Here is a 15020-nt window from a genome sequence, read left to right as displayed (position 1 = left end):
AAACAATGATAGTAAAAATATATATTTATTTTACATCATTGTTTTTTATTTTAATTAATTATTTCTATTTATTTTTAATATTGTCATTACTACTGGAACTGAAATTAGAGCACTTACAATAGCCTCTATAGAGCCATTAAGTGTGATAACACTACCAATTCCTATACCTGCAGCTTGTCTACTAATTCCTAACACATGAGCATACTTTTCTAAATAAATTATATATGTTAAGCCCATAACGCCAATTGTATTAGTTAGTGTTCCAAGTATAGCAGCAGCACCAATACTAATGCTTTTATTTTTTAACTTATTTTTTAAGAATGTATATACGTAGTATGATACTATACCGATTAAAACTCTAGGTAATATTGCAATTATAGGGTTCCAAAATATAAATGATGTTGGCATTGGCGCTGTGAAAGCTTGATACATTGAAAATAACCCAAATACTCCACCAACTAAAGCACCAACAACAGGTCCCTCGATAATTGCACCTATAATAACAGGTATATGCATAATAGTAGCTTTGACAGGTGGTATTGGTATAAATCCTAATCCTGTTAAGCCTAAGAAAATAGAAATAGCAGATAACATACCTACCATAGCCATTTTTCTAGTTGAAAATTTTGTTTTTACATTAACTCTTTCCATAAAATGCCTCCGTTCTTATTCCCATTTTTAATTAAGGATATAATTCAGAAAAATTTAGTTACTATTTTTTCTGTTCAGTTTCTAGATTAAGAATACCGACAATGTAATTTTATCATGTTTCCAAAAATATTCAACAAGAAATTGTTAAAAATTTATCTAAGTTTAAACTTTTACATAAAAATTAAAAGGTTAATAAGTAAATAATAATTAAAATTAGTATATTTTTACCCGTATAATGTAAAAATTATGTTAAGTATAGTAATTTTTATTGTTAATTAAATAATAAATAATGTTAAAAATTATTTGTTATCTATAATGGTATTTGAAAAATTCTAGAGAAATAATTATTTTTAAATTTATATAAATGATGTTATAATTACTATGAAAAAATGAGGTGTATATTATGAATAGTATAGCAGGTAAAGGTTGTCCGACTATTATACCGGATGAAGAAAAAAAATCATTAAAAGATATTGAAAGAAGTATAGTAAAAACATATAGAAAACATGTTTGGTCTAAGTTTGTAAAAGCAATTAAAAATTATGAACTTATTCAAGAAGGAGACAAAATTGGAGTAGCCATATCAGGAGGAAAGGACAGTCTTCTTATGGCAAAATTATTTCAAGAACTTCAAAAGCATGGTCAAATGAATTTTGAAGTAGAGTTTATAGCTATGGATCCAGGATATCATCCACATATAAGACAATTGTTGTTAGATAATTGTGAATATTTAAATATTCCAATAACTATTTATGAATCAGGAATTTTTGATGTAGTTGATAAAATGGCAAAGGATTACCCATGTTATTTATGTGCTAGAATGAGAAGGGGTTCTCTATATAATAAGGCTCAAGAGCTTGGATGTAATAAGTTAGCTTTAGGACATCATTATAATGATGTTATAGAAACAACGTTATTAAATATATTATATGGTGGTAATTTTAAAACAATGCTACCAAAGCTTAAATCAGCAAATTTTGAAAATTTAGAATTAATAAGACCAATGTATTATATTGAAGAAGAATACATAAAGAAATTTATTAAAAGTACTGGAATTGCTCCATTAAATTGTGCATGCATGGTAGCAGCAGAAAGAACAGGAAATAAGAGATATGAGATAAAGGATTTAATTGCACAATTAAAACAAAATTTTGATGGTGTAGATAAGTCTATATTCAAATCTGCCGAAAATGTTAGTATGGATTCAATACTAGGATGGCAAAAAGGAGATAAAAAGTATTCATTTTTAGATGTATATGACGAAGAGTAAATAGAGGTTGTCTTAATTTTGACAACCTTTCTTTAATATAAAATTATCAAAAATAATTGAAAGTAGTTATTTTTAATAATAGAATAAAAAGTATACTATAAATAAAAGTGAAATACTTATTAAAGGAATGATGAAGATGAATAGAGAAGATGTAATAAATATGGATGCTAATTTGTTGGTTAGCATTATGAATATGAAATTAAGAGATAATTATGATTCATTACAATCACTTTGTTATGATTTAGATTTAAAAGAAGAGGATATAGTACATAGGTGTAAAAGCATCGGATATGAATATAATAAATTACATAATCAATTTAAAGCATTTTAGTTAAAAATTAGGTATAATGAAATAAAAAGAGTAGGAGGAAAGAATAATGAACTTAAAAAAATACGGAAAAATTATGGGTGTTCTTGCAGCTACTACAGCTTTAGTGTTATCTTTAGTAAATGATAAAAAAGACAGCAGGGTAGATGATGACAAGTAATTAAAATAATTATTTGATGAGGGAATGTTAATTATGAATATAGAAAAATTAAATTTTAATTACAAGGATTTATTTAATCACTTAGATATTAATGGAATAACTATGTTCTGGAATCCATTAAAGGATGAATTGACATTTGACTATAAAATAGTTGATTTTTTAGAGGATTATGAAATAGACAATAAGAAAATTAATCAATTTTTAAATTGTATATATCTAGAAGATTTAAATAAGGTAAAAGATATATTTAAAGAAGACTTAAAAAAAATTTATGATTCTAAAAAGCATCTAGTAACTCATTATAGAATAAAAAAAAATAATAATATTTTATATTTTATTTTTGTGGGTAAGGCAGTTAAGAAATATGATGGCTATACTTTAATGGGAATACATTATTGTTTTGAAAATTTGAATTCTAATTATTGGATTTCTGAGATAGATGTTTTATATAAAGAATTATCTGAAGAGTATTTCATTAATCAAAAAATAACATCACTAATTGAATGTGACAGAACAACAGAGCTTCCTAATTGTTATTATTTTAAACGAACTGTAATGGGATTTTTAAAAGAATGTAAAGAAGAGCAAGTTCAATGTGCTATGTTAATGCTTAACTTAGATAATTTTAAATATGTAAACGAATCTTTTGGACATGAATTTGGAGATGTAGCATTAAGAGTAGCTGCTAATAAAATATTATCTTTAGTATCAGAACGTGATTTGGTATGTAGATATAGTGGAGATACTTTTTTAATATTTATTCCAGATATCATTGATTTAAATGAAGTAAGTATTTTATGTAAAAAAATAGTTAAGTCTTTTCATGAATCTATAATAATAGATGAAAAAGAAATATATGTTAGTGTGAGTATAGGAGCATCTCTCTACCCATATAATGGGTTAGACTTTGATACATTATTAAAAAATTCAGATGCTGCTATGTATGTAGCAAAAGGAAATGGAAAAAATGAATATAATTTCTTTAATGATAAAATATCAGTTGAATTAAATAGAGTATATTCATTACAAAAAGGATTAAGATATGCATTAGATAATAAAGAAATATTTATAGTATTTCAACCTAAGGTTACTTTAGATGATTTTTTAGTACGAAGTTTTGAGGCTTTGGTAAGATGGCACAGTAATGATATGGGAGTTATTAATCCAGATGAATTCATACCAATAGCAGAAAATACTAAAATGATTATTCCAATTGGAAGTTTTGTATTAGAAGAAGTTTTTAAAAAGGTAAGAATATTGATAAATGAAGGTTACTTAAATTTTAAGATGGCAGTAAATTTATCAGAAATGCAGCTAAGAGAAGACAGTATTGTATCGGATTTAAAAAAATTTATATATAAGTATAGAGTTAATCCTAATTATATTCAAGTGGAAATTACTGAAAGTATGTTAATGAAATCATTTGATAAAAATATAAAAATTCTTAATGAAATTAAAGATTTAGGAATAAGTATAGCATTAGATGATTTTGGTACAGGATATTCATCTCTTAATTATTTAACTAAACTGCCTATAGATGCATTAAAAATAGATAGAACCTTTGTGGTTGATTTAGAAAAAAATTCAAAAAATAAGTGCATAATAGAAAATATTATTAATTTATCACATCAATTAGGAATAGAAGTAATAGCAGAAGGCGTGGAGTCAAAACAACAAGTAGATTATTTAAAAGGAATTTCTTGTGATGTGGTACAAGGATATTATTATAGCAAGCCAGAAAAATTTGAAAAAATTAAAAATATGATATGCAGAGAAATTTCTAAATAAAATTGACAAATGTGTAAAAAAGAGATAATATAGATATTAATAATATAAATCCTAAGAAGAGGGATAGTAATCAGGTGCTAAGTTTAAGAGAGCTGAAGATGGTGGGATTTCAGTACTAATGCTAATGATGAATGGGCCTTTGAGGAGCAATATGAAATCTTTTAGAGAGTAGTTGAGCCGTAAGTCGCACGTTATAGCGAATGAGATATGTTAGTATCAAAAAGAGAGGCATTTTTATTTATGCAATTTAGGTGGCAACGCGGATAATATCCGTCCTATATATTTATATATAGGGCGGTTTTTTTGTTTATAAATAAATTTTTATTTTGAAGAATTTATTTATATTGTTACTTATTGAAAAAATATGTTATAGATACTAGCTACTTAAAAATTAAATTATATGGGGTGTGGTAATTATGTTGTGAAAGGAATTGTATTTAAAGACTTTGAATATTAATTTATATAAAAAATGGGGGAATTAAAATGAATACAAAAAGAATGATTACGAATGCAATTTTAATAGCAATAGGAGTAATTTTACATCAACTTACACCAGCACTAGGGTTACCAATGCAACCAGATTTTGCATTAGCTATGTTATTTATAATAATTGTTTATAATAAAGATTATAAAACTACAATAATTTGTGGACTTATAGTAGGAATATTTACAGCATTAACTAGCAAAACGCCTGGAGGTCAGTTACCTAATATTACTGATAAATTTATTACATGTAATATTATGTACTTAATGCTAATGCCGTTAAGAGAAAAGGTTGGCAAGAATATACAAATAATAATACTATTATCTGTTGGAACTTTAGTGAGCGGAACAATATTTTTAACCGTATTAATGTTGACAGCAGGTTTACCAGGAGGAGCTTCATTTGGGATACTATTTTTGGCAGTAGTACTACCTACAACAGCTTTAAATGCATTCGCTGGATATGTAATGTATAAAATAGTTGCAAGAACTGTATCAACAACTAAAGCATATGCTTAAATTATAATAAATAAAAAATTGCTATTTAATAATGTGATATTCTTCAGGGGTATCTTCTGTAATAGCTTTGAATTCATAACCATTATTTTTATAATATTTAATAACTTCAGGCAAAGCTTTAACTGAATTTTTACTAATATATCCACAATGCATTAATAAAACAACTCTATTTTTATCACTTTTAGCATTTTTTATAAATGTGCTAGGTGCTGCTGAATGATTAGCACCATCACCACTATCTACATTCCAATCGTATATCTTTAAGTTATTTTCATGGAGTAAATCAACCATAGATTTACATATTTTATAACTATTATTGTTACATCCAAATGGAAATCTTAGAATAGTAGGTTTTATTCCAATAATGGAATTTATTAATTCTTGAGTTTCTAACATTTCTTTTAAAAAATGCTCGTTAGAAGAGTATAAATGATTTTTTTTGTGAGTCATACTATGTAGACCAAGAGAATGTCCTTCATCATAAATTCTTTTTACTAAATCTTCTTGCCCTTTAATTTGGTCTCCTATTAAAAAAAATGTTGCATGTATTTTTTCTTCTTTTAAAATATCTAGAACATCCTTTGTAACTTTGCTGGCTGGTCCATCATCAAAAGTTAAGTAAATAACTTTATTAATTTTTGATTCATCTTCTGCATAAACTACGTTGTTACTTAAATTAGTTATTAAAATAAATGTTAATAATAAAATAAATAATTTGTTGAATTTGTTAAATTTCATAAAATCACCTTCAATACATATTCACAATAATATTATTTACCTAATATATTAAAAATATTTATGTAATATTAAATATATGTTTTTTGGTTGAATTGTATTTAGGTAAATGATAAAATTACAGGTATATGGAATAAATGTATAAAATTGGTGATGTATATTTAATTCCGCTTGTTAGATAAGACTATTTATGGAAAGGAAAGGTTTTCATTTTATAAATAGTCTTTTAAGATAAATGTAAATAATTTTTATTTCTTACTATTCACACATTAAATGAAAAATAAAATATATAGTTTTATATTTAAAAACAGTAAAGAGGTGAACTTACTTGAAGACTTTAAATAGCAAATATTCCATTAATGGATCTATAGATGTTAATGAAAATTTTTATATATATAAGGTTATCAATATGCTTAATAATAAAATATATAGTTTATATATTTTTCAAGATAATGTTGAATATGAAAATTGTAGAGAATATTTATTAAGTAAGTTTAAGACAATAAAAAATTTAAATTTTATAAATCTAGTTAATATATTAGATATAGAAGTAATAAAAAATATAGATGGAATAAATTTAGACAAACTAAATTATGGTTATGTAACAGAATATATAGATACTCAAATAGATACTCAAATTTATTTGAATAAATGTTCATTTAATAAAAAACTAGATATTTTTATGCAATTATGTGCAGCAGTTAATACATTAAATATTAAAGGATATATATTTGATGAATTAAGTATTAAAGATATAATTATAGTTTTAAATGAGGATAATAAAGTAAATATAAAAATTAAAAATTTACTACAATATGAAATAAGTAAATTTAGAGAAAATAATCTATTAGGTGTGAAATCGCTACCTTATCCTTATAATATTGAAAAATTAGAAGATCAATCAAGTCAAAAGGATAATATAAAAGATATATTATATTTGTTTAAACATCTATTTAATGATGTTGAATTAAAAAAGTATTTTAAAGAAAACAATTCTATAGATAAAATATTATCATTTAATAAATCTCCTAAGATAACTGATTTTATTAAATGTATAAATAAAAAATTAAATAAAAACTATAACACATTTGTATTTGAAGCATTAAATAAAGTTGAAACAGATTTAGATATAATTGGTATGGAAGATGAGATAAACAAAGTAGAATTAGGATTTAAGTATATAACTGAAAATAAAATTAAATATAAAATAATATGTTTTAAAGGAGAAGAAGGAAACGGTAAGACCACAATTTTAAGGGAAATTAAAAGGAAGATATCTAGTAAATACATTGGAAATAAGAGAGAAAGTTCATACTTAATTATAGATAATATATGTTCTGCTAATAATTTTATTTATTCTATTAGAAATATATATAATAATTTAGAAAAATATTTAAAGGATAAATATGGGGTATATTTAGAAAAGTTTATAGAAATGATTTCTGAAGAAAAAGTAATTAATGACGAAAATACTCTTAAAATCATTAATAGAGTTTGTACTTTTTTACATGAATATACTTTAAATAATATGCTAATTATTATAATTGATGATATTGAAGAAACTAGCGAAGTATTTAAATTATTTTTTAAATATATGTGTTTATTAAGAAAGAAACTAGAAAATATAATGATTGTAATGTCTATTAATGAAGAAAATATTGATTCTAAAATGATAGAGTATATGAAATCTATTAAATCAGTACCAAATTATGAAGAGGTTACATTAAATTACTTTAATAGTTATAATACTAGTAAGATGGTAAAAAATATGTTGAATTATAATAGGAGTATAGGAGAACTCTGTATGAAAATATACTCTGAAACGTTAGGAAAACCACAATTTATTAGCAAAACTATAGAAGAGCTATATAAAGATGGAATTATATATTTATCTAGAGATGATGGAAGATGGAGAAGTAAAATTGATGTAAATAATATTGTTATTCCTAAAAGTGTAGAAAAAATATTAGAAAATAAAATATTAAATTTAAATAATGAAGAACTTGAAATATTGGAAAGGTTATCAATATTTCAAATGCCCTTATCGGAAACTTTGATATTATCATATGTACTTTTAGATAATAAAAGAAAAAATATATATTATAAATTAAAGAAAGATAGGCTTTTAACTGATAAAATAAGCGATTCTGGTGTTAGAGTAGATTTTTATAATGATTTAGTAAAAAAAATAATTTATTCTAAAATGCCTAAAGAAAAAAGTTTAACAATGCATAATGATTCTTGTTATTTTTTAGAAAAAATATTAAAGAATACTCAAGAATATTTGGATGAGTATTTAAACCAACTAGAAAAATCTGATCAAAAGGAAAAATTAATAAAATATAGTTTAAAATGTGGAAAAAAGTTTGATGATTATGGAGATACTTTTAAATCTATATATTATTATAAAAAGGCATTAAACTGTGCTGAATGTAATGAAAAAACAAGAATTTCAATAAGTATTGGAAAGTTAAATGAAAAAGTGGGAAAAGATAAAGAGGCATATAATTATTTCAATAAAGCAAATATATATGCTATGAATAATAATCAAAAAGAGTTGCAAACATATGTGCTTCTTAGAATGATAATAATAACTTCAAAAGAATATAAGCCCATAGATTTAACGTACCCATTAAAAGTAGTAAGAAATCTTTTGAATAACATAGATTATCCTAAAGGTGAAGCATATTATTATTATGCACTTGCATTAGTATCTAAAATAGAAAGAAAAAAAGCTTTATCAGTGAAATATATAGAAAAAGTTTTTGAGATTTGTAAAAATAACAATATTACACTAGGGGTATATGCTTGTGCAAAATTATTACTCAGCAGTATATTCATTTCAGAAGGAAAGTATAGTGAAGCTAAAAAGTTATTGAATGAATCTATGAATGTATTTGAAATAGAAAATAATTATGCAGGATTATTAACTACTAAAATAAATTGTGAAGTTATTAATAAGGAAATTGGAAAAAATATAGATGATATTTTAAAAAATCTTATAAATATTAGAAAACTAAGTACTAAATATAAGGTTTATAAAAAAGAAGTTTCAAGTTTAATACACATAGCTAAAATGAATATAGAAATATTTAAATACAATAAAGCTAATGAAAGTTTGTTAATAGCATTAGAAATTGCCAGAGAAAATGGATTGGATATATATATTCTTAGAATTTGTACTCTGCTATGTTGGGTATATTGTAGACTAGGAAAAATAAAATTAGCATCTAATTACTATGAGTTAATTTCTGAGTTAAAAAAAGGAATACAAGTATCAGAATTAGACATGCTTACTATTAAATCTACAGAAGCCTTGTACAATTCTATAATATATAATTTTAAACATGCATTTAAAGAATTAAGTGTAATTAATGAAATAATGAATGATTACAAAGGAACAGAGTTTAGTAAAATAAAGAGTCAATACTACCAATTATGTATTATTAATTGTGAAAATGAAAAAGATGTAAAAAGAACTTTTCAATTATTAAAAGATGAATTGATAGATTTAAAAAATCCTGTTACTAAAGATCGAATGTTAATAGGCAGTGTGGCAAGTATATTATTTTTAGGATATAAAGAATTAGCAAAAGAATTATTTTTTAATATAAAAGAATGTCCAAAAGAATATGATAATCAATTAGGATATATTTTTTTGGAATTATATTTTTCAAAAGATAATGATTATAATACTTTAATTAAGGATTCTTTAAAAATAATCAAGTTTAGTAGAAATGAAGAAGTAAAAGCAATGGTGTATTATTCTATAGCTGAAAAATATAAAAGCAAAGAATATAATGAATTGGCTATAAATTATTATTATGAATCTATAAATATATTTATAAATATAATAAATTCATTACCTGAAAAAGATAAGATGCAATATATTAATAATAGTATGTTTTTAGTTATTTATAATAAATTTAGAAAAATATTAGTAGAAAACATAGGGATAAAATTAAATTTAAAAAAATTAGATTATATAGGTGCTGATTTTAAAATAAATGAATTATTAGATGAATTAAAAATTAGTAAATTATTATTAAATAAAGAATTTTTTGAGATTATGCAAGAACATTATAGTAATTGCTATTGTAATTTTCAAAGTGATATATATGAAATATTAAGTGAGTTCTCAAATAATATAGTGAAAAATTTAGAAAATTTACTAAAATATATCGCAAGAATAACGTTATCAGATAAGGCATTACTTACAGTTGAAAATAATTTTGGAGAAAATGAAGTTATATGTGAATATAGAATAGAAGATAAAAAAGAAATTTTAAAATATTTTTCGTTAAAAGTAGATCCTAACAAAGAAATAGTGATTATATCTAATGATTGTAATAATAAAGATAAAATGAATTGTGAAATGCTTAGAGATGGAATCCAAGCATGTATGTATATAAAGTTCAGAAATAGAAGAAAATTTATTACTAATAATGAATGCATTAATGGAAATCTTATATTGATATCAAACAATGCTATAAACAATATAAATTATAATTCTGAAATTAAGATTAAAAAATTGATGCCTTTTGTAATGTTTTTGTTAAATCAATATAAGTTAATGATAAGCTCTACTCTGGATAAACTTACAGGTGTGTATAATAGGAAATACCTTGAAAAAGCCTTTTGTGATTTAATAGATGATTCTTATTCAAAAGGACGATTATTTTCACTAATTATTTTTGATATAGATGATTTTAAAGGGGTAAATGACAGATATGGTCATCAAACAGGAGATGAAGTTTTGATAAAACTAACACAAGAGGTTAAAAGTTGCTTATCTAAAGAAGATGTATTTGTGAGATATGGAGGAGAAGAGTTTATTATACTTTTACCTGATAAAAATGAAGAGGAAGCATATTTATTTTCAGAAAAAATAAGAAATAAAGTTGATTGTGCTAAGATTTTAGGTGAAAAAAGAAAGGTAACTATTAGTTTAGGGATATCAGTTTATTTAAAACATTCTTCAAATTCAGAAGATTTAATAAAGATGGCTGATCAAGCACTATATACATCTAAAGCTCAAGGAAAGAATAAGACAACTATATGGAATGATAATATAGATGTATTAAGTAATAATATAAATATATCTAAGGGGATACTACCATTTAAATATAATAAAGATAATAATTTAGTTCCACTAATAAAGGATATACTTGAATTACTAACAAATAAAAGTAGTAAAGAAGATAAAATGTATAAATTTCTTTCAAAAATAATTCAAATAACTGATTCGGAATTTGCTACGGCATTCATTATAAAAAATAATAAGATAACAAATATTTATAAAGAAAAAATTAAAGAAGGTAAAATTGATGATAGAGAAAAATTTAATATGAATTTAATAGAACAAGCTATTAGTAATGCTAAGGGATATTATTTAATTGATTGGGATAATTCATATGTAGATAAATCTTTTAATATACATGATTGGAAGTCATTGTGTATAACACCAATAATATACAATGGTCAAGTGATAGGAATTATATATGTTTCTATTTCAGTAAATAAAAGAGAATATACACAAGAGGATTTATCTTTGATAAATTATTTAGGTCAACTTATGATACCGTTATTTTGTTAATATAAGAATAATTATTATAATTTAAAAAATAAAAAATTTATTTATCTAAAGTCATTAGCACATAAAATATTTTTCAATCATATTCTAATATTGTATAGAGATAAGAAAGGAAAGTTTTCATGGCTAATGATATGGGAAGTGATAATAATATGCACATAAATTTATCAACATCTGGTGAAAAAATTAAATATTACGAATATAATGATGAAAGTTGCATATTTGAAATTTTAGATGAAAATATTAGTGGAAACGATATAGATATGGAGTGCAACACACTAGAAGAGACTATTAAATCAACACAAGCGATACCTATTGATAATGATTCAAGAGATTCAGATTGTTCTTATGAAAATTATATATGTGATAAGCAAGATACTTATACATCTGATATACTAGAATCAAAGGAATTTAATTACTATGATAATGAATATAAGCAAATATCAGGAGAAATAATAGTTGTTTCATGCATAAACTTTGGCGGAAAAAATAAATCATTAGAAGGTGCTAAAATAAATCTATACAAACTTAATGGAATATGTCCAATGTTTGTAAGGTCAATTTTTACGGACAAACATGGAGTTGCAGTATTTTCTAATTTACCAGAAGGATGCTATAGGGTAATAGGAATAGTAAATAAAAATTATTTTGAAAAACCTAAGTATATAAATTGGAATGAGGTAAATATTAATATGGAAAATACTAACGCAAAGGTTATAATTATTAACAGATTAAAAAATAATTGTAGAAGAAATTGTAGATAGAAATAATTTGATTTATAAAAGGGAGTGTCGCAAAATGATTAAATTTTAATCAGGAGCGATGCTCCTTTTCGGTTTAAACTAGTGAATTTCCAAATATTTAAAATTTCACATCAATTATTTGAAAATTTCGGATTTTTAGGCAAACTCAAATAGGCCTAGTTATCTTATTCCATAATTAGGCAGTAAACTTTAATTCATGAAGATGCTTCTGAGTTCTTTCATTTTGTATTTTAGAATGTAATTTGTTAATGTTGTAGTCAAAACAAAGCAAAATAAATTCAGTTTTAACACTATTTTTTCCACGTGTTAAAAATCTGATGTTAGTATAAAGTAGTGGACACATTAAGTCGAACTAAGTAAAATAATATTTAGTTAAGAAAGGATGTGTCCATTATGGGAAATGGCAGAAGATACGATAAAGAATATAAAAATATGATAGTAGACTTATTTAACTCAGGTATGAGTTTAGCAGAGCTAAGTAGCGAATATGGCATTGCAAAATCAACAATCAACGGATGGATCAAAGATGTAAAAGAAATTAAGGTAGATGAAAATGAAGTTATGACTTTAAAGGAAGTTAGAGCATTAAAGAAAGAAATGGCGAAGATTAAAGAGGAAAATGAAATATTAAAAAAAGCTATGGCCATATTTGCAACAAGAAATTAGACCACGTAATAGAATTTATAGATAGTAATAAAAATAATCATGATATTAAGACTATGTGTACCGTTCTAGGCCATACCCATCAATCTAATATTTCTAAAATATGTTTTATGATATAATTTTTAGGATATTTATTAAAGGACGGAAATTATAGAATATGCATACGAAATTAAAGAACTTAATTAAGAATACAAAACAAATATTTTCACAAGAGATTTTAGATACACTTGCTATAAAGTCAGGATTTATTAAAAGAAAGAGTAGGAAGATTGATGGGAGTACATTCTTAGCTTTCAATATATTTTTAAGCGGAGATTTGCGCTCAAAATCATTATCAACTTTATGTGCAAGATTAGCTTCAAATTACGGGATATCAATATCTCCGCAAGCTCTTAATGAGCGATTTAATAGCAATGCGGTAGATTTTATGCAAAATGTTTTTGCTACTATGCTTCTTAATCAGAATCAAACTTTAAGAGAACAAAAAGGCAACTTAACTTTTAAAAGAATCATTCTCAATGATTCTATGGCATATTCATTGCCAGATAAGTTTTATAGTGAATTTAAAGGTTCTGGTGGTTCAAGCTCTGCGTCGGCTATCAAAATACAATTACAATATGATTTATTATCAGGTGATTTTTTATGTTGTGACTTATATAGTGGTACTATTAATGATTCATGTTATCTTGATGAAATGGATAAGCAAACATTGCCAGGTGATCTTCGACTAGCTGATTTAGGATATTATAAAATAGATTATTTAAAAAAGATAGATTCTAAAAATGCATTTTATATATCAAAACTAAAAAGCACTACTGCATTGTATGTAAAAAATTCAGATGTTAAAAGAAAAAAAGATGGTTCAATATTAAAATCAACTGAATATACAAAAATAGATATCCTTGAAATTATAAAACCATTAGCCGATGGTGAAACAATTGAACTCAAGGATATCTATATTGGCTCCAAAAAGGAACTAAAAAACAGATTAATTATAACTAAATTATCAGAAGAAAACAAGAAAAAAAGAGTAAAAAAACAATTAAAAGCAGTTAGACCTACTCGTGGCAAAATAAATGATAGAAATACAGCTTGGACAGGTATGAATGCTTATATAACTAATATTCCTGAAAACATAGTATCTACAAATAAGATACATGATATTTATTCTTTAAGGTGGCAAATAGAAATAATGTTTAAAGTATGGAAATCTATTTTTGGTATAGACAATGTAAAGAATGTTAAAATAGAGCGTTTTAAATGTTTTTTATATGGCAGATTAATAGCTTTACTTCTATCGTCTCAAATAGTATTTACAGCCAAAGATATTATATCGGAAGAAACTCTTAAAGAAATAAGTGTATTAAAATCTTTTAGAATAGTTACTGAATATTTTAGGTCATTAAAAACTGATATTTTTAACAATAATTTAAAAATAATATCAATTTTTAAGGATATTATTTTATCAATCCGGAGATTTGGTATCAAATCGAAAAGAAAAGGTAAACTATCAGTAAAACAAATACTTAATTTACTTAAAATAGACGAAAATGATTTTGAAAAATTGGTAATATAACCAAGGCTAATAATGTATAATATTCAGTATACTGGATGCTAGACTAGTGTACCTTATTACGTTTAGTTAATTTTAAGTAATTTAAAGAATTTATTGCTGAAAAACAAATAATCGTGATTAATTAAATTGGAAATTAAATTTAAAGTACCAATCTAAGCTAATTGTCATATTTTTTATAAGTTAGCTTGATGGTATGCCGTTCTAGGATTCATCATATACTTGGTACAGAAGGCTTTAAAGTATCTTTAAAAAGGGTTCAAAGACGAATGACTGAACTTAGCCTTTGTGCAATAACTGTAAAAAAATACAAACCTCATTCAAGTAAAAAGGTAGTAGAAGATTTAGAAAACGTTTTAAAAAGGGATTTTACCACTTCTTCTATTAATGAAAAATGGGTAGGAGATATTCAATGTCATTTAGTTAACAAAATGACATTGAAATTGTCACAAAGAGCAAGGGATAAAAATATACCTTGCTCTTTTTTTACAAA

10 protein-coding genes, 1 pseudogene and 1 other annotated feature are annotated in these 15020 nt (G+C 24.1%); of the genes and pseudogenes, 9 read left to right on the top strand and 2 right to left on the bottom strand.

Going from position 1 to position 15020, the window contains the following annotated elements; genetic code table 11:
- Positions 1–54: 54 nt before the first annotated feature.
- Positions 55–651 (bottom strand): ECF transporter S component, encoded by a 597-nt coding sequence (locus tag RGC78_RS13025; RefSeq protein ID WP_017352558.1) that lies wholly within the window; start codon positions 649–651, stop codon positions 55–57.
- Between the two features lie 403 nt (positions 652–1054).
- Here RGC78_RS13025 and RGC78_RS13020 point away from each other — a divergent pair, with 403 nt between their 5' ends.
- The 4 genes from RGC78_RS13020 (at position 1055) to RGC78_RS13005 (ending at position 5199) form a co-directional block, all read left to right on the top strand.
- Positions 1055–1921 (top strand): tRNA 2-thiocytidine(32) synthetase TtcA, encoded by an 867-nt coding sequence (locus RGC78_RS13020; RefSeq protein ID WP_017352557.1) that lies wholly within the window; start codon positions 1055–1057, stop codon positions 1919–1921.
- Between the two features lie 136 nt (positions 1922–2057).
- The gene (locus tag RGC78_RS13015) at positions 2058–2252 is read left to right on the top strand and encodes a DUF4250 domain-containing protein (protein WP_012425136.1); all 195 of its coding nucleotides are present in this window, start codon (positions 2058–2060) and stop codon (positions 2250–2252) included.
- Positions 2253–2442: 190 nt separating this feature from the next.
- Positions 2443–4197, top strand: coding sequence for a putative bifunctional diguanylate cyclase/phosphodiesterase (locus RGC78_RS13010; protein ID WP_309556771.1), 1755 nt, complete (start codon positions 2443–2445; stop codon positions 4195–4197).
- Between the two features lie 44 nt (positions 4198–4241).
- Positions 4242–4478, top strand: a binding site (T-box leader).
- Between the two features lie 202 nt (positions 4479–4680).
- Entirely contained in the window at positions 4681–5199 is a 519-nt protein-coding gene (locus tag RGC78_RS13005) for a tryptophan transporter (RefSeq protein WP_252238667.1), read from the top strand.
- 21 nt (positions 5200–5220) lie between these two features.
- Here the strand turns inward: RGC78_RS13005 and RGC78_RS13000 are convergent, their stop codons facing one another.
- Entirely contained in the window at positions 5221–5937 is a 717-nt protein-coding gene (locus tag RGC78_RS13000) for a polysaccharide deacetylase family protein (RefSeq protein ID WP_309556770.1), read from the bottom strand.
- Positions 5938–6262: 325 nt separating this feature from the next.
- Here RGC78_RS13000 and RGC78_RS12995 point away from each other — a divergent pair, with 325 nt between their 5' ends.
- The 5 genes and pseudogenes from RGC78_RS12995 to RGC78_RS12975 form a co-directional block, all read left to right on the top strand.
- Positions 6263–11530: a diguanylate cyclase gene (locus tag RGC78_RS12995; protein ID WP_309556769.1), complete on the top strand. Its 5268-nt coding sequence runs from the start codon at positions 6263–6265 to the stop codon at positions 11528–11530.
- Between the two features lie 119 nt (positions 11531–11649).
- A complete protein-coding gene (locus RGC78_RS12990; RefSeq protein ID WP_309556768.1) occupies positions 11650–12291 on the top strand; it encodes an MSCRAMM family protein in 642 nt (213 codons plus the stop codon).
- Between the two features lie 393 nt (positions 12292–12684).
- On the top strand, positions 12685–12957 hold the full coding sequence (locus RGC78_RS12985) for a transposase (RefSeq protein WP_309556767.1): 273 nt from the start codon (positions 12685–12687) through the stop codon (positions 12955–12957).
- Between the two features lie 154 nt (positions 12958–13111).
- The gene (locus RGC78_RS12980; RefSeq protein ID WP_309556766.1) at positions 13112–14530 is read left to right on the top strand and encodes an IS4 family transposase; all 1419 of its coding nucleotides are present in this window, start codon (positions 13112–13114) and stop codon (positions 14528–14530) included.
- Between the two features lie 188 nt (positions 14531–14718).
- Positions 14719–15020 (top strand): annotated as a pseudogene (locus RGC78_RS12975) (hypothetical protein); the annotation flags it as partial.

This window comes from Clostridium aquiflavi, assembly GCF_031344075.1.
Classification (GTDB): domain Bacteria; phylum Bacillota; class Clostridia; order Clostridiales; family Clostridiaceae; genus Clostridium; species Clostridium aquiflavi.
This window is presented reverse-complemented; position numbering and strand designations above follow the sequence as displayed.